Genomic DNA, 16,029 nt, shown 5'->3' with positions numbered 1-16,029 from the left:
TGAATGATGACGATTTCGAAGATGTTGTTTGCAAGCCTTTTTCTCGTAGCAAGCTCAGCACTGGCCGATGACGGAACAAGGGTGACCCCCGACAACTTCGTTCGGGCGGAGAGCGATATGTACTTCGCGGTTTCTGCCAAGGAAGCCGGCATCGGCAAGATCTTCCATCGTCGCGAACCCTTCGACGTGGAGCACCAGACGGTCGTGCGCGGCAACCGTGATACCTTGTATTCTAGCGGTGTTTTTGATCTTGATGCCGGTCCCGTGACGATTACCATGCCGGATGCGGGCAATCGCTTCATGTCGTTGATGACAGTCAACCAGGATCACTATGTAACCGGCGTGTACCACGGTGCGGGGAGCCACACGCTCACCAAGGACGCCACCGGCTCGCGGTACGTCTTTGCGGCAGTTCGCACCCTGGTCGACCCCGGCAAGGAAGGAGATGCCGACGAGGTTCACAAGCTCCAGGACGCCATCAAGGTGGATCAACCGGGCGGTCCCGGCAAGCTTGAGCTGCCCACTTGGGATAAGGCCAGTCAGGACAAGGTGCGCAGCGCGCTCTTGGCCCTCAACGCCACCATGGACAGCTTCAACCGGGCGTTCGGCAGCAAGAATGAGGTTGATCCCATCAATCACCTGATCGGGACTGCAGCGGGGTGGGGTGGCAATCCCGACAGCGAGGCGACTTATATCGCGGTCACACCAGAAAAGAACGATGGCACGACAATCTACACGCTGCACGTTCCTGCGGATGTACCTGTCGATGGCTTCTGGTCGGTCAGCCGCTACAACAGCGAAGGCTTCTTCGTTCCCAATCCGCAGAAGGCTTATTCGGTCAACAATCTGACCGCCGCCAAGGACAACGACGGGGGGATCACGATTCAGTTTGGCGGCTGCGACGGCAAAGCTTCGAACTGCCTGCCTGTCGAGGCTGGGTGGAATTACACCGTTCGGCTCTATCGACCACAGCCGCAAGTGCTGGATGGAAGCTGGACGTTTCCCGAACCGCAGCCGCAGTGATCATTCGCACAGGCAAAAGCGGAACACGGCAGAGACTGCGGGAAGCCAGCCCACTTCCCGCGCCCTGGGAGGGTCTTCGACTGCTCAGATGAGCAGAAGCTTCTTCAGGACGGAGAACACCTCCTTGTAAGGCAGTTTGGATGCGCCGGCGATTGCGAATGGGATCAGGGCTGCCGCAGCGACTGGCAGCAGCGTCTTGCGGTTGACGAGCATCGATGACAGCTTGCGGGTCTGCTCGTACTGCTTGGAAAGATCGACGGGATCGATTGCCTGCTCGGCTTCTTTTGCATCCGGCGCGACGACATTCTCGCCGATCGCTTTGCGCTCGGAAGCGCGCTGTTGCGTTGTCGCCCGCGCCGACATGGTCAACAGCGTGCGATCCTTCATCTGCCGGAGCGGTTTCGAAAAGGCTGACAGCGGATAGGCAAAGAAGGCGAGCACGATCAGCAACCACACGCCCATGATGGTCGTGAGCGTCGCTGCCGATAGATCGGCCTGCATCTGGTGTTTGGCGACGGCAGCTGCCATGCCGCAGCTCACACCGAATACAAAGAGAACGTAGGCGTTCGGATACTCCCCGACGAAGGCAAGGCCGCCCTTGCCATCTGGATGCGTGGAAACCAGCCTCAAGTCGAGACGCGCAATGCTTCTGAGCAGATAGGCCCACACCAGATGGCGCCACACACCGCGTGTGAACAGGAAGATGAACAGCGGAATGCTGATGAAAACACACCACCAGCCCGCAAGGGTGAGATGACGGACGTCACCTGTCACCGTGGCTGCCCAGCTCGTCGACGGCGCCTGCTTGAAGGTTGCGAAGGCCAGAAACGCGGAGATGATCGCCAGCGCAAGACACGCAGTTTCCGCAAGGACCGAATTGCGGCGTGCCATAGCCCTATTCAGTGCGTTCATAGCCGCTCCCTGGGCCGTTGGCGGGATCAAGGGTGCACGGAGGAATTGACCCAACTTGCGTCGCAATCCCGCTTCGACCGCCTGCTCCGCCGCCAGAAAAGCTGCGATGCCGACGAAGAAGCGGGCCCATGGACCGGGGTCGGTCAGATAGGCCTGAACCGTTGGCGTCTGCGTGGCCAATGTCGGCAGCGTCAGAAGCAGCGGGATAACCCATGCGGCGGCGACAAACAGGAGGATGCGGCGGCCCGTATGAAGGTTGCGTTCGTGAACGAGATTGAACCGCCGCTGAAGCTCGAAGAACGGCCCGCCGTGCGACGCCAGATATTCCAGCCGGTCCTGCTGCAGGGCAACCTCGCTCGTCGATTGTGCCACAAGCTTCGCCTTCACCATCCGCCTAATCCTCGGTCACCGACCAGCGATCGCCCGGATTGAATTGCTTCATGGCCCGCGCGATCTTGTCGGTGTCGGCACCGAGATCGGCCTGGTAGACGATGCCGTTGCGGTTGACCACGAAGGTGTTGACGCCCGTCTCGCCATACTTCACCGGCCACGCGACCAGGGCGAAACCGGCGATCATGTTGCCGTTGATCACGTAGTCATAGGGGCCGCCGGCGATATTGCCGCCCTGTCGGGTCAGCACCTTGTAGCGGTAGCCGAAGTACCCGTTGTTGTCCTTCGACTTGTCGAACTGGACGTAGTCGAGATAGGGCGCCGCCGGGCTCTCGCCGAGACCTTCGCTCTCGGGCCAGTAGAGACCATCCGCCCGACCGGGGCTGCTCACGAGCTTCTGCGCGTATTCGAGGACGCCGTCGCCATCGTGATCGGCGGTCGCATATTGCTGTTGGGCATCGACATAGCCGCGCACGGTTTCGATCGTCTGGATTTCGTTCTCGCCGATGCGGCGATTGATGATCTCCTCGATGCCGACGACAGGATCGAAGGCGAACTTGCCGTTCTCTGACTTCACGATCGGGAACGGAAACGGCCACATGATATCGCCGACATCGACGATGCTTTGGCCGTTCCTCTCCTCAAGGCCGATCCGCTTCCCGATCCCATCCTTGATCGCCGCAAGCGTCTCCGTCACGCCCGCGGTCGCCTTGAGGTGTGCAGCGTCGACGCCGAGGATGGTGGCCAGCTTGTCCAGGTCGGAGGCGGTAACTGCTTCCTTGAACGCTGCCAGTGCGGCATCCGCGTTGTCATATTCGGTCGGCAATTGCTTCGACACGAGATCGACGAGGTTCTTCTCGGCGGCAAACGTCATCGAGGTCGATAACACAACGGACAGCGCTGCAGCGGTGAACAGACGAAATCCAATGCGAGAGGTATGAGCGCTCATGGCAATAACTCCGTTCGGTTCGATTAGCGTCGACGTCCACCATGGGGCACGCGGGCATGGCCACCACCACCACGGCCGCCGCCACTGAAGTGGGCTCCACCGCCACCTCTGCCGCCGCCGCTGAAGTGAGGACCTCCGCCTCCGCCCCCGCGATGCGCCGCGAACTCCGGTCGGCTGGCGTGGTGTCCGCCACCCATTGCGCGGCCGCCGCGCTGCGAGTGGAGGTTGGCCGCGCTTCGCGAGCGGACTTCGCCGAGGCCGGACGGACGGTTCGGCCGTACATCCCGTTTGCCCGCCATTGCGTGGTTTCCGATGTCACGGTTTCCGCGTTCGCCGATTTCGCCGCGACGGTCGCCCGCGGGGCGATTGGCAACACGGTCTCGCAACTCGCCACCGCCGCCGGCGATCTTGTTGGCCCTGATGTCCTTGATGGCGGACGGCGTTACGCGGGCATGGTTGGCGTTGGCTGCTCTTGCCTTGACGGACTTGGCCTTCGTGCGAATGTCATTATTGCCGCCCGCTTCCAGCCGGTTGCGAATGTTGGTCTTGTCGATGTTGGCGAACTGGTTGTGATCGAACTTGATCTTGCTGCGATCGACATTCTTCCAGTCAACATCGTTGAAGTTGACCTTGCCGTTGCGATCGAAACGGTTGAAGCAGTGGTCGCAGTCGATGTCGATATCGTTGCCGTCGAACCGGCCGCCCCACACGCCCCATCGATCCCAATCGACCACGGCGCCGAAGATCGCGCCGGTCACGAAGCCCGCGAAATAGGTGGCCGTGGGGTAATAGTAGTTGGGATAGGGATCGGGGAAATAGCCGATCGGCGCCGGCGCGTATCCGTCGTCGTAGAGCATTTGCGGCTCGTACTGCGGCACGTAGATCTTCTCGGGGTTGGCGGCCTGGATGACCACATTGTCGTTCTGCTGGACAACCTTCACCTTGTCGTCAGTCTTGATGATGCCGTCCGCGACCGCCTTGTCGCGCAGTGTCTGGATGGCGATCAGCAGGTCCTTCTGCTGGTCGGCGACGGCGTCGCCGAGTTGCTGCGTCCAGTCGAGGTCGTCGCTCATCATCTTGACGATATCGGGGTAATTAAGGAGCGAGACCACGCTGCCATCCCAATCATCCTTGGGCTTCAGCGAAGTATTATTCTTGACCTCACCGAGGAACCGGGAAGCCTCGACAATCTGCAGCGGATAGAGGGAGGCAGAGGTGACCAGCGCGACGAGCTCATCGGGATAGAGCGCGATCCTGGCGACGAGCACCTGCATCTCCTCGTCGGTCAACGCATCGGTCGCCGGGGCCGGGGCTGATGCCGGCGTTGGTGCGGCCGACGGCGCCGGGGTTGGCTGCTCCTGAGCGTTAAGAGCGCCCCCACCGACAGCGAGAAACGCCGACGCAAGGACCAGGATCGCCCAACGTCCGGGGGCAGCGAGAGAACACAACGCCATCGACAGGTCTCCTTCGAGCATGAAGCCACAACCGCCAAGCGGCGGGGACGCAACGGGATCGAAGAAGCAGGGGAACAGATAATTCAGCGCGCTGTAAGTACGTTACCGTAAAGCGCAATGTTACAGGGACCTCTGTTACCACCGACGACGCAGAGTAACTGCCAGCCTGGGCGGTCTAAAATCACTTGGGGAAGAGGAATGTAATTCCGGCGCGAACGCCCCAGCCGCTCGGACCACCATCCGGCGATTGCGCCCAGTAGCGTGCGCCGAGCTGGAAGCTCACTGGTTGCTTGTCGAAGGTAACGAGCTTGGAGACCGAGACATTGATCGGGACGCTCCACTGGTTGCTTTCCCAATCATAGGTGCTTTCGGTGTTCAGCGCGAAGGTCCAGGCATCGTGCGTGGTGTAGGAAATGAATGGCTGCAGGAAGGTCGAGCTGATATCCGACCGCCCTCCGTCGCCCGCCACGGACCAGATATGGTTGGCAAGCGCGCCGTAGGTCCATGGACCATCCTGCTTGAGGACAACGCCGGTCGGGCCAAGACCGAGCTTTTCGCTGCCAAGCAACGGTTCCGTCGCCGTGGGGATCAGGATGGCTGGACCCAGCCCCCAGATGATGCCACCGGGTGCCGGCTGTTTCGGCGAAAAGAAGAAGCTCTGCAGCGTGTCGCCAAGGCCGAACTGGGTTCCGCTGTCGCCCGCGATATCGTCTTGCCATGTCACCGGAACGATCGTCCGCGAAATCACTTCCCAGTCGCCGTTGAGGTCGAACGGAATGACGGGCTGGATATTGAGAACCGCCTTGTGCCCATCCTCTGGACCGTAGCCGCTGTCATAGTTGAATTGGAACGGGACGCTGACCAGTGAGGCGATGGGGTTGGAGAGCTTCTTCGCGAGATCGGCGTCCTGTGCCGAAGCGGCCGACATCGCTGAAAGAAGGCCCGCCAGGACGAGCAGAGGCAAACGTGTCTTCATCTTTTCACGCTCCGACCTTTGGCTCAGAAACGAACCTGCAATCCGAGGATCGGCCCGTGCTGGATCATGTCGTAGGTGAAGCCGTCATTGCTGTAGTTGACACCCTGCGCACGATATCCGGCAACCGCCGACACCGTTTCGTTGAACTGGTATCCGATCGCGCCAAGCACATCCCAGTCGAGATCCGCTCCGCCACCGCCGATCATGCCCCACCCAGTGACGAAGATCGTATCGGTGAACGAGTGGCTTCCCTTGAAGCCGACCAGACCATCGACCCAATTGGCATCATCAGAGCGCGAGACGTCGCCGAGCGATCCGCCGCTGAGGCCGATGCGGGTTTCCGCATGCCAGAAACGCGCGCCACCGAGTATGTCGAACCGCGTCTGCTGATCTTCGTAAAGCGTATAGGCGCCGCCGACCATGGCCGTGAAGGTGACGGACTTGAGGCTCACCTCATCGGCGATCACGCCGCGAGGCGTGGCGGCGTCGCTCGTCACCTTCACGTAGCTGATGTCGGTGAAGACGCTGTACCTGTCATAGCGAGCATCGCCCGCCGCCGAAAAGGCAAAGTCGAGATCGGAAACGATGTCACCGAATGACTGGCTGATATCCACGGTCGGCAGGCCGAACACCTGCGATTTGCCGTCGAGCCCAGCCACCCAGAAGTAGGGAGAGAAGGAGAAGGACCAGCCGTTGGCGGCCTGCGGCAAAGGCTGTGGAGCGGATGCCGGCAGGAGGTCGGCTGCGAATGCTGAGGATGACATGGCAAGTGCTGTTACAATGCCGGCGACGTACCCAAACTTACGAAACATCAGCTTCCCCCGAAGGCTGTAGTATGAAGGGACATAGGTCAACCTGAGCTTGCTCTCGTTTTTGCGGTAAGGAAAGCGATCACACACGCGGGGACCCTGGAGCGAGATAGATTACTCTCGGATGTTGCATGGCCGCTACGCGCGATCACCGCTGCACTGCCGTTTGGTTTGTGGGAGGCGATCGCCGTACTCATGCGCTGTGGCGGTGTCATGCGACTTCCGTGCAGACCAGAGTGCTGAAGGCACCCATGGGATAGGAGCTGACGAAGGCCGATCGGACTATCTCTTCGTAGAGGCCCGGCGCATCGACGATCGCCAGCCCGTCCGCCATGGCGCGCTCAAAAGGAAGCCGACCGCTGCTGATCTCCGATGCGGCAGCCTGCGACATCAGGACGACACTGTCGCGGATTCCGTCTTCGTCCGGTTCGATCCTTGGAGGAGACGGGTTGGCCTTCACATCGAAGCCGCCGCGCGTTGGGCTGAAATAGCCCCAGGTGCGGCTTTCGATCATGAGAACATAGAAATTGGGCAATGCCATCAACCGCGACGCCGACAAAACCTGCTCCAACCGCTGTTGCATCGTGGTGAGCTGCACGACCGCGTCGTGACGCGATCGTGCCATGTCGATTTCGATCGTCGGATCGGGTTCAGGAAGGAGGCCCGTGTCAATCGCCTGCCGCGTCGCGACAGCAACCGCCAATGATTGCGGGTGCTCGACGGCAAACTCGATCGTCAAGGAGCAGATGGTGCACATTGAAAGGCCTCCTGGCTGATCACGCCGTGACGATCGGGAACCAGAATTCGAAGTTGTCGAGCAGCCCGACGAACTCCGACAATTTCTTCGGGTCGCCCGTCAGCTTGGCCTTGCCCTCGACGACCTGCTTTTCCATCGTCGACGTTCCGAGCATGACGTCATTCAACGCCTCTCGGGTGGTCGAGATCGACACGTCGGCGCTGGGTGCTGACTTGTCCTTGGAGTAGTGGATGGCCGAGTTTTCCACGCCGACGACATACTTCTCCTTGGTATCCGTCAGTTCCATGTTGATCTCGATGGTCTTGCCGGCGGCCCGGTCGCCATTCAGGCGGACGCCGAGGAAGTCGAAGAACATGTCGATCGGCATCGCCTTGATCGTGTCCGGGCTCGCCGTGTTCGGAACCGGGAGCTCGGTTACGCCCTGGCGCAATTCGCTGGCGCCCGTGAGATAGAAGTTACGCCACGGTCCGGATTCCGCCTGATAGCCCAACTGCTCGTAGGTATCGGCCAGAAGCTGCTTGGCGGCGACGTTGTTGCCATCGGCGAAGACCACATGGTTCACGACCTCGGCGACCCATCGATAGTCACCCTGCTCGAAGGAAACCTGCGACTGCCGCAGGACATTGTCTGCTCCACCCATGAAGTCCACATAGCGCTTTCCGGCTTCCGTCGGCGGAAGCTGATGCAGCGTGGCAGGCACGCCGTCGAAGAAGCCGAGGCGAAGGTTATATTGCGCCACCGCGTCGTGATAGACCGTGCCGTAGTAGCTGCGGCAAGCCCATGTCGTCGCCAAAGCCTGCGGAAGCCGGATAACTTCGCCGATCTCCTTGGGCGTCATGCCGCTATTGGCCATGCGCATGACCTGGTCATGGATGAAGCGGAACATGTCGCGCTGGCTCTTCAGGTGGGCGATGACGCGGTCGTTGCCCCAAGTCGGCCAATGGTGAGAGGTGAAGAGGACCTCGGTCTCGTCGCCGAACATGTCGATCGACTGCTGGAGATATTTCGACCACAGCAGACCGTCGCGAACCTTGGCGCCACGCAGCGTATAGAGATTGTGCAGCGTGTGGCAGGCGTCTTCGGCAGCGCAGAAGGCTTTGTATCTGGGGATGTAGAACATGAACTCCGATGGCGCTTCGGATTCCGGTGCCATCAGCACCTGCAGTTCGACGCCGTCGATGGTGATCTTCTGTCCGGTCTCGGTTGCCCAGTCTGTCGGCAGCGCCAGGCCGATCTCGCCGGTCGAAGTCGTCTTGCCGAGACCGCCATCGACCTGGCCCTGCGGCCCACGCGGCAGAAGATTGCCGTACATGTAACTGGCGCGGCGGCTCATTGCGTTACCCGCGATGATGTTCTCACCGACAGCCGCCTTGGTGAATTCCTCAGGCGCAAGAATTTTCACCTTGCCGGCATCGATGTCCGCCTGGTTGACCAGGCCGCGGACACCGCCATAGTGGTCGACGTGGCTGTGGGTGTAGATCACCGCGACGATCGGCTTGTCACCGAGTTTGGGGATGACGAGCTCCTTCCAGACCGCGCGAGCCGTTTCGGAGCTGACCAGCGGATCGATGACGATATAGCCGGTGTCAGTACGGATGATACTCATCACCGACAGGTCGTAGCCACGGGCTTGATAGATGCCGTCGACCACCTCGAAGAGGCCGTGAACCATGTTCAGCTTGGCCATGCGCCACAGGCTGGGGTTCACAGTGTCAGGGGCGTCGTCCGTTTCGGAATTGCCGAGGAAGTTGTAGACGCTGAGGTCCCAGACGGGCGTCCCTTCCGCGTTCTTGATGATCGCCGGATCAGGCAGTGCAGCCAGCAGGCCGCGGTGCGCGTCCTTGAAATCCTGCACGTCGTCGAACGGAAGGCCGTTTCGATAGAGTGCGTTGTAATCAAGGGTCGCTTTGGTCGCGGGCTTGGCCGCGACACCGCTTTTCGAGACAGGCGGTGCGTCCTGCGCGTTCGCCTGCGCGGATTTTCCGACCAGGGTGACAGCGAGACCGGCCGACGCCATGCCTCGAAGGAAATCCGCTCTGCTGATGCCATTGCCGTCTGGGGAGGTCATGTCGTTCTCCGTGAGTTTGCATGTCTCAACATTCCGCGGCCCGGACGGTACGGGTGCGGAGGCATATTGGAAGTACGTTACGGTAATAGGCGACATTACAAACGTTACAGAATCTCGCCGTTCGAGCAGTTTACCGTAACGTACTTCTCAACGTCGGTGACGGGAGCATCTTCGGTCGAGCGTTTGGTCGGAACTGCGAGCGATGATCCGATGAGCGATGCGGAGGAGCCAGCAAGCACGAGTTCGAGAAAGGCCCAGCGCGGCCTCTGGCGTCTCATGCTCAAATTGCCCGCCATACGTGGGCGCTTGCAAGTCATCGCAGCCCAATCGCCCCATCTCAACGGCATGTTCGAAGCCTACGAGGAGGCATACGTTACGCTGCAGAGGTTCCAGAAGGAGCGTGATCGAAACGATTGCCCGCTGATCGAAGAGTACGAGACGCTTTGTTCCGAGATTGAAAGTGACGTGCTCTCTATTGTGCTTGGCGACACGACATCGATTTAGGACTTCGCTTAATGACTGATGGTTTCATTAGGATTCAAGGTTGCAACTTAATGTTATTGGGTTGATATAGGGTTCTGCGCATATTTCAGCTTTTCGACCGGCGTATCGGGGACGACCATGGGTGCTGAGATTGACGACGAATTCCAGGAGCACGTGGACGACACCGAGGCGGAAGCCGCACTCCAACGGCTTCTCGCAGATCAAAGGTTCAAGACTGCCGACCGCCAGAAGGCAATACTTACCTATCTCGTAGCGCAACGTATCAAAGACGAGGAAGTCAAGGCCTATGCCATTGCCGTGGATGTGCTGGGACGGCCGAGTAATTTCGACTCTAGCATCGATCCAATCGTCCGCATCGAGATCAGCCGTCTCAGATCAACGTTGGAATCCTTTTACGTTGCGTTCGGCGAAGACCACGACATCTGGATAAGCGTAAAAAAAGGGAAATACATCGCCTGCTTTGCTCGCAACACCGCTAACGCGCCTCATCACAGAAAAGCCGACGAGATAGCGCTCGGCCATGCCGTCCGGCGTAATCCATACCAGCCGGAGAACACGCCGCCCAAGCGAAGATTGATGTTTGCCGGGTTAATGGTGTCGGTTCTGGCAGCGATCGCCACGCTGGGCATATACTCCTACGCGCAGAGACCCGTCATTTCCACGAAACCCGTCGTGTACGTCACCGTCGACGTGGCGAACCCACAACAAGCCGGAGAGGCAAGCCAGGTACGTGACGGCCTGCTGACGGCACTCACACAGTTTCAGACGATCATTGTCGCGCAGCCGGCATATGCGTCTGTAAGGACCAACGCTGCCGACCGGCGTTACTCGGTTCAGCTCAAATACTATTCGGATCTCGGCGAGCGAAGCGTCTGGTGGCAGGTCACCGAGAACGCTTCCGGAAACCTGCTGATGTCCGGGTTGGAAAGGGTTGAAACGGCAGGAAAGAGCGCGGCCGTCGCGAGACAGCAGATCGTTGCTTCGCTTGCCAAGCGGATCGCCGCCAGTCGAGGCGTGATCAACTCGATCAAATTGAATGCCGCTCAGGATTCCGTCGGTAACGACTGCGTCGTGCGCGCGGAGTACGCGCTCGAAGTTCGGGGCAGCCTTGAGGCGGCAGCCAATTGCCTCGAACGAACGGTGCGGCTCATGCCACACGATTCCGACGCCAATGCAATTCTCGCCCGTATTCTGCTTGCACCCGCTGGAAGAGCGACGCCGTCTGATGTCGTCGATCGTGCGCTTCGGCTTGCGCAGGACGCCGTTGCCAGAGCCCCATTTTCCGACCGGGCGCAGCTTGCTTTGATGGCGGCTCAAGCAGCAGGTGGAAGCTTGGAAGCTGCGATCGAGGCAGGCAACAAAGCCGTCGCGTTGAATCCGAACAATCCGGACTCTGTAGCGGCCTTGGGTGGCTTGCTTTACTCAGCAGGATATACGTCTGCCGGACTGGCAATGGCGAAGGAGGCAAGCGCCGAAACCGACATCGTTCCCCGATGTGCCATGGTCGTCCTCGCACTGGACGCCTTCCGTGACGCCCGCTATTCAGAGGCTCTCCTTTGGACCGAGCGGGTGACCGGCCGCAGTTCGCTGACGAGTGTTATCCGCGCTGCCGCGCTCGGGGAGCTTGGCTCAGAGCAAGCGCCAGGTAGCGTGACGGATGGAGGCATCGACGCGGCCGCCTTCAAAAAGACCGTTGATGCCGTAGGTCTTCCGCCAGATTTAGTGACAATGCTTGAGCGCGGGGTGATCAAGGCAGGGGCGGACCTGGAGCCGGTGGGCAGCATTGCGCGATAAGTAAACGTACCATTGTTCTACACCCCCGGATCACGATAGCCGGGAATTGGTAGGCTTGAAATATTGGGCAATGTCCGCTTGGGTTCGCTGGAGCGGGTGAAGGGAATCGAACCCTCGTATTCAGCTTGGGAAGCTGCTGCTCTACCATTGAGCTACACCCGCGTTACGCGCAGATTTCCAACAGATGGCGGTCGGTGTCAAGCGGGGTTGGCGACTTCCGGGTGAGGCTGCTCAGATCCGGAAGTGCTTGGAGAGCTTGAGGCCCTGTGCCTGGTAATTGGAGCCGAGGCCGGTGCCGTAGAGGCTTTCGGGGTGTTCCTGCATGTGCTCGTAGACCAGGCGGCCGACGATCTGGCCGTCTTCGAGGATGAAGGGGACCTCGTGGCTGCGGACTTCGAGGACGGCGCGGCTGCCGCGGCCGCCGGCGGGGGCGTGGCCGAAGCCTGGGTCGAAGAAGCCGGCGTAGTGGACGCGGAATTCGCCGACCAGCGGATCGAAAGGCGTCATCTCGGCGGCGTAGTGCGGGGGCACGTGGACGGCTTCGCGCGAGACGAGGATGTAGAACTCGTCCGGATCGAGGATCAGTTCGTTGCGACCGCGGCTGTAGATCGGCTCCCAGAAATCGAAGATGTCGTGCTGGGCCTTCTTGTCGACGTCGACGACAGCCGTGTGGTGCTTGCCGCGATAGCCGATCAGGCCGTCCTTGTCGCCGGCGAGATCGATCGACAGTGCAATGCCGCCGCCGGAGACGTTCGGCTTTGTGCTTGCGACCAGCGTTTCGGCATCGTGCAGCGCCAGAAGCTCCGGTTCGCCGAGCAGCGACTGGCCGATGCGGAAGCGGATCTGCGACAGGCGTGAGCCGCGACGCACGACGATCGGGAAGGTGCGCGGAGAGATTTCGAGATAGAGCGGGCCGGAATAGCCTGCCGGGATCTTGTCGAATTCCTGCGCGTAATCGGTGATGACGCGGGTGAAGATATCGAGGCGGCCGGTCGAGCTTTTCGGATTGGCCGAGGCCGACATGTCGGCCGGAAGATCGAGGCGCTCCATCAGGGGGACGATGTAGACGCAGCCGGTTTCGAGCACCGCGCCTTCCGAGAGATCGACGACATGCAGCTTCAAACGGTCGAGCTTGTCGGAGACGAGGCTGTTCGGACCCGGCATAAAGCTGGCGCGGACGCGGAAGGCCTTGGTGCCGAGGCGGAGATCAAGGCTCGCCGGCTGGATCTGGTCGCTGTCGAGCTCGCGCTCCGCGACGAGGCGCCCCGTCTCGAACAACGCGGCAATCGCGCGGTCTGCCAATATTCCTGTTTCGCGAGCCATCATGCCCCATCCATAATTTGCCGCAGACAAAACCAAAATCGAGGAATTGACGCAAGCGCGCAACAGCAGTATTGCAGCTTTATCCCGTGGTGATTTGGCCGGTCGGCTTGCAGCCACGTTAAACAAGTGGCTAAATAGACCGGGTTGAAACCGGTCTGCATTCGCGGCCGGTTTTTTTGTGTTTGAAAGTGGTGATGGCATGAGCAAGACTTGGCGCCCGGCAACCCAACTGGTCCACAGCGGAACGCTGCGCTCGCAGTATAGCGAGACATCCGAGGCGATCTATCTCACGCAAGGGTTTGTCTACGATAGCGCGGAAGCCGCAGAGGCGCGCTTCAAGGGCGAGACCGAGGGTTATATCTACGCCCGCTACGGCAGCCCGACCAACGACATGTTCGAAAAGCGCATGTGCGCGATGGAAGGTGCCGAAGAAGCCCGCGCCACCGCATCGGGCATGGCAGCCGTTGCCGCCGCCATCCTCTGCCAGGTGAAGGCCGGCGATCATATCGTGGCCGCCCGCGCGCTCTTCGGTTCCTGCCGTTGGGTGGTCGAGACGCTGGCGCCGAAATACGGCATCGAATGCACGCTGGTCGACGGCCGCCATCTGGAGAACTGGGAAAAGGCGATCCGCCCGAACACCAAGGTGTTCTTCCTGGAAAGCCCGACCAACCCGACGCTCGAAGTGGTCGATATCGCAGGCGTTGCCAAGCTCGCCAACCAGGTCGGCGCCAAGGTCGTGGTCGACAACGTCTTCGCGACGCCGATCTTCCAGAAGCCGCTGGAACTCGGCGCCCATATCGTCGTCTATTCCGCGACCAAGCATATCGACGGCCAGGGCCGCAGCCTCGGTGGCGTGATCCTCTCGGATACGGAGTGGGTGAACGAGCATCTGCAGGACTATTATCGCCACACCGGCCCGGCCATGTCGCCGTTCACGGCCTGGACGCTGCTCAAGGGTCTCGAGACGCTGCCGCTGCGCGTCAAGCAGCAGACCGAGAACGCCGGCAAGATCGCCGACTTCCTGGCCGAGCAGAAGCAGGTCGCGAAGGTGATCTATCCAGGCCGCAAGGACCATCCGCAGGCCGATATCGTCGCCAAACAGATGAAGGGCGGCTCGACGCTGGTGGCGATCGAACTCAAGGGTGGCAAGGAAGCGGCGTTCGCGCTGCAGAACGCGCTTGAGATCGTCAAGATCTCCAACAATCTCGGCGACGCCAAGAGCCTGATCACGCATCCGGCGACGACCACGCACAAGAACCTGACGGACGAGGCCCGCGCCGAACTCGGCATCTCTCCGGGCACCGTGCGCCTGTCTGCTGGTATCGAGGATACCGACGACCTGATCGAGGATTTCGCGCAGGCGCTCTCCAAGATCAAGGCCTGATCAAGAATAGCCGGCCGGGTCGATGTGATCCGGCCGGCATTTAAGCGCGCATTTTTGCAATTTACTCGCGCTGAGCGGGAGTAGCATTAGTCTTAACGCGCGAATTTTTCGCGCTTACAGCCAATTGATTGCGGATTCCGGCCTGGTTTATTGACCTGCCGCACCTCTTATAAGATACCAGTAAGGTATTCTTATTATGGTGTAGGCATGTACCGCGCCCTGACACGAGATATTGAAGTGGTGGTCGAGCCCTTTTACCTGGAGGAGCAATCCGACCCGGACGACGACCGCTATGTGTGGGGCTACCGCATCGTCATCAGCAATAATTCCGACCTCACGGTACGTCTCGTCAACCGCTACTGGAACATCACCGACCAGAACGGCGTCGTCGATGAAGTGAGCGGCGCCGGCGTTGTCGGCGAACAGCCGACGCTCAGCCCTGGTGATACCTACGAGTATTCATCGGGCTGCCCTCTCGATACGCCATCGGGCCTGATGTTCGGCCACTACCAGATGGAAACCGATAAAGGCGAGGTCTTCCAGGTGGAAATCCCCGCCTTCTCTCTTGATTCACCCGGCCTGCTCAGAGTGCTGAACTAACCTTCGTTTCGTCGCAGGTTACTCAGCCGCCTGCGCGAGCTCTTCGGCCTCGAAACGATAGGTCGTCGAGCAGAACTCGCAGGTGACCGCGATCTTGCCCTCTTCCTGGCTCGCCTCGATTTCCTCGGCGGAGAAGCCCTTCAGCACGCCCTTGATCTTCTCGCGCGAGCAGGAGCAGCGGTCGAACACTTCGCGCGGCTCGTAAACGCGCACACCGCGCTCGTGGAACAGCCGGAACAGCAGGCGCTCGACGCCGACCTGCGGATCGGTCAGCTCGTCGGCGTCAATGGTTTCCACCAGCGAACGCGCTTCGGCCCAGGCATCGTCTTCCGCATGCTGGACGGTACCTTCATCGCCATCGCCGCCGTGCAGGTCAGCCTGACGCATGCGCTCGGGCGCTTCCGGCAGGAACTGGGCAACGAGGCCCCCTGCCCGCCAGCGATGACGCGGCTTGCCCGCTTCGTCGCGATCGAACAGTTCGGCGGCGGCGAGGCGCACGCGCGTCGGGATCTGCTCCGACTGGCGGAAGTAGGTGCCGGCTATATCCTCCAGCGTGGCGCCGTCGAGCGCGACGATGCCCTGGTAAGGCTGGCTGAACTTGCCCTGGTCGATGGTGAACGCCAGCATGCCCTTGCCGAGCAGGTGCTCGGGCTCGGCGCGCCCGGCGGCAACTGCCTCGTCCAGAAGCGTCTGGTCGAAGCGGGCATAGGCGCGCACGTTCTCGGGCGTCGAGAAATCGGCGACAAGCAGATCGACCGGGCCGTCGCTCTTGGTCTGGACGGTGAACTTGCCTTCGAACTTCAGCGACGTGCCAAGCAGCACCGTCAGCGCGATGACTTCGGCCAGCAGGCGGGCGACGGGTGCGGGATAGTTGTGGCGATCGAGGATCGCATCCAGCATCGGGCCGAGCTGGACAGCGCGACCGCGCACATCCAGGCCTTCCACCTGAAACGGAACGACATGATCATCGCCGGCGAAATCGAATTCGCCGAGGGTGGCTGCAGCTTCTGCCATGGTCTTCTCCTAGTCTGAGGGCAGCGGACGAGCCCGTCCATCCGCCAGCGCGGCCACGGGCCTGTCCGGCCC

At 60.8% G+C, this 16,029-nt stretch carries 14 protein-coding genes, 1 tRNA gene and 1 riboswitch; of the genes, 5 read left to right on the top strand and 10 right to left on the bottom strand.

The genetic code is table 11. The annotated features are described in order from the left end of the window. Positions 1-6 precede the first annotated feature (6 nt). A complete protein-coding gene (locus ACODTZ_RS09825) occupies positions 7-1,023 on the top strand; it encodes a DUF1214 domain-containing protein (protein ID WP_489025464.1) in 1,017 nt (338 codons plus the stop codon). An 84-nt stretch (positions 1,024-1,107) separates the two neighbouring features. Here the strand turns inward: ACODTZ_RS09825 and ACODTZ_RS09820 are convergent, their stop codons facing one another. The 7 genes from ACODTZ_RS09820 to ACODTZ_RS09790 form a co-directional block, all read right to left on the bottom strand. Then, on the bottom strand, positions 1,108-2,325 hold the full coding sequence (locus tag ACODTZ_RS09820; protein WP_489025395.1) for a hypothetical protein: 1,218 nt from the start codon (positions 2,323-2,325) through the stop codon (positions 1,108-1,110). A gap of 4 nt (positions 2,326-2,329) precedes the next feature. Next, positions 2,330-3,274, bottom strand: a complete 945-nt coding sequence (locus tag ACODTZ_RS09815) for a DUF2950 family protein (RefSeq protein WP_489025393.1) — start codon at positions 3,272-3,274, stop codon at positions 2,330-2,332. A 23-nt stretch (positions 3,275-3,297) separates the two neighbouring features. Beyond that, positions 3,298-4,728 (bottom strand): DUF3300 domain-containing protein, encoded by a 1,431-nt coding sequence (locus tag ACODTZ_RS09810; RefSeq protein ID WP_489025391.1) that lies wholly within the window; start codon positions 4,726-4,728, stop codon positions 3,298-3,300. A 181-nt stretch (positions 4,729-4,909) separates the two neighbouring features. Next, entirely contained in the window at positions 4,910-5,656 is a 747-nt protein-coding gene (locus ACODTZ_RS09805) for a transporter (protein ID WP_489025462.1), read from the bottom strand. 71 nt (positions 5,657-5,727) lie between these two features. Next, on the bottom strand, positions 5,728-6,468 hold the full coding sequence (locus ACODTZ_RS09800; RefSeq protein WP_489025461.1) for a hypothetical protein: 741 nt from the start codon (positions 6,466-6,468) through the stop codon (positions 5,728-5,730). A gap of 256 nt (positions 6,469-6,724) precedes the next feature. Then, a complete protein-coding gene (locus tag ACODTZ_RS09795) occupies positions 6,725-7,270 on the bottom strand; it encodes a hypothetical protein (protein ID WP_489025390.1) in 546 nt (181 codons plus the stop codon). A 19-nt stretch (positions 7,271-7,289) separates the two neighbouring features. Further along, positions 7,290-9,338 (bottom strand): alkyl/aryl-sulfatase, encoded by a 2,049-nt coding sequence (locus ACODTZ_RS09790; RefSeq protein ID WP_489025388.1) that lies wholly within the window; start codon positions 9,336-9,338, stop codon positions 7,290-7,292. Positions 9,339-9,404: 66 nt separating this feature from the next. Here ACODTZ_RS09790 and ACODTZ_RS09785 point away from each other — a divergent pair, with 66 nt between their 5' ends. Together ACODTZ_RS09785 and ACODTZ_RS09780 are read left to right on the top strand one after the other, a co-directional pair. Next, positions 9,405-9,842 carry a hypothetical protein gene (locus ACODTZ_RS09785; protein WP_489025387.1) on the top strand — a complete coding sequence of 146 codons (438 nt, stop codon included), beginning with the start codon at positions 9,405-9,407 and terminating at the stop codon, positions 9,840-9,842. Positions 9,843-9,959: 117 nt separating this feature from the next. Further along, complete coding sequence (locus tag ACODTZ_RS09780; protein ID WP_489025386.1) at positions 9,960-11,636, top strand: hypothetical protein; 1,677 nt, start codon at positions 9,960-9,962, stop codon at positions 11,634-11,636. An 88-nt stretch (positions 11,637-11,724) separates the two neighbouring features. Here the strand turns inward: ACODTZ_RS09780 and ACODTZ_RS09775 are convergent. Further along, a tRNA-Gly gene (locus ACODTZ_RS09775) sits at positions 11,725-11,798 on the bottom strand. A 69-nt stretch (positions 11,799-11,867) separates the two neighbouring features. Further along, the gene (locus ACODTZ_RS09770; RefSeq protein ID WP_489025384.1) at positions 11,868-12,962 is read right to left on the bottom strand and encodes a 2'-deoxycytidine 5'-triphosphate deaminase; all 1,095 of its coding nucleotides are present in this window, start codon (positions 12,960-12,962) and stop codon (positions 11,868-11,870) included. Positions 12,963-13,035: 73 nt separating this feature from the next. After that, positions 13,036-13,114: riboswitch (SAM riboswitch) on the top strand. 44 nt (positions 13,115-13,158) lie between these two features. Between ACODTZ_RS09770 and ACODTZ_RS09765 the strand changes: the two genes are divergently transcribed. Together ACODTZ_RS09765 and apaG are read left to right on the top strand one after the other, a co-directional pair. Continuing rightward, positions 13,159-14,343, top strand: a complete 1,185-nt coding sequence (locus ACODTZ_RS09765; protein ID WP_489025383.1) for an O-succinylhomoserine sulfhydrylase — start codon at positions 13,159-13,161, stop codon at positions 14,341-14,343. Positions 14,344-14,550: 207 nt separating this feature from the next. Further along, complete coding sequence (apaG, locus tag ACODTZ_RS09760; protein WP_026282968.1) at positions 14,551-14,943, top strand: Co2+/Mg2+ efflux protein ApaG; 393 nt, start codon at positions 14,551-14,553, stop codon at positions 14,941-14,943. An 18-nt stretch (positions 14,944-14,961) separates the two neighbouring features. Here the strand turns inward: apaG and ACODTZ_RS09755 are convergent, their stop codons facing one another. After that, on the bottom strand, positions 14,962-15,957 hold the full coding sequence (locus tag ACODTZ_RS09755) for an Hsp33 family molecular chaperone (protein WP_489025381.1): 996 nt from the start codon (positions 15,955-15,957) through the stop codon (positions 14,962-14,964). Positions 15,958-16,029: the final 72 nt, after the last annotated feature.

The sequence above is a fragment of the Rhizobium sp. FG113 genome, assembly GCF_057809895.1.
Note: the sequence above shows the minus strand (reverse complement) of the source record. Positions and strands in the feature narration are given on the sequence as shown.

Coding starts and splice junctions, on each gene's coding strand:
- ACODTZ_RS09825 (WP_489025464.1), top strand. CDS start 7: ATGACGATTTCGAAGATGTTGTTTGCAAGCCTTTTTCTCGTAGCAAGC.
- ACODTZ_RS09820 (WP_489025395.1), bottom strand. CDS start 2,325: ATGGTGAAGGCGAAGCTTGTGGCACAATCGACGAGCGAGGTTGCCCTG.
- ACODTZ_RS09815 (WP_489025393.1), bottom strand. CDS start 3,274: ATGAGCGCTCATACCTCTCGCATTGGATTTCGTCTGTTCACCGCTGCA.
- ACODTZ_RS09810 (WP_489025391.1), bottom strand. CDS start 4,728: ATGGCGTTGTGTTCTCTCGCTGCCCCCGGACGTTGGGCGATCCTGGTC.
- ACODTZ_RS09805 (WP_489025462.1), bottom strand. CDS start 5,656: ATGTCGGCCGCTTCGGCACAGGACGCCGATCTCGCGAAGAAGCTCTCC.
- ACODTZ_RS09800 (WP_489025461.1), bottom strand. CDS start 6,468: ATGTCATCCTCAGCATTCGCAGCCGACCTCCTGCCGGCATCCGCTCCA.
- ACODTZ_RS09795 (WP_489025390.1), bottom strand. CDS start 7,270: ATGTGCACCATCTGCTCCTTGACGATCGAGTTTGCCGTCGAGCACCCG.
- ACODTZ_RS09790 (WP_489025388.1), bottom strand. CDS start 9,338: ATGACCTCCCCAGACGGCAATGGCATCAGCAGAGCGGATTTCCTTCGA.
- ACODTZ_RS09780 (WP_489025386.1), top strand. CDS start 9,960: ATGGGTGCTGAGATTGACGACGAATTCCAGGAGCACGTGGACGACACC.
- ACODTZ_RS09770 (WP_489025384.1), bottom strand. CDS start 12,962: ATGATGGCTCGCGAAACAGGAATATTGGCAGACCGCGCGATTGCCGCG.
- ACODTZ_RS09765 (WP_489025383.1), top strand. CDS start 13,159: ATGAGCAAGACTTGGCGCCCGGCAACCCAACTGGTCCACAGCGGAACG.
- apaG (WP_026282968.1), top strand. CDS start 14,551: ATGTACCGCGCCCTGACACGAGATATTGAAGTGGTGGTCGAGCCCTTT.
- ACODTZ_RS09755 (WP_489025381.1), bottom strand. CDS start 15,957: ATGGCAGAAGCTGCAGCCACCCTCGGCGAATTCGATTTCGCCGGCGAT.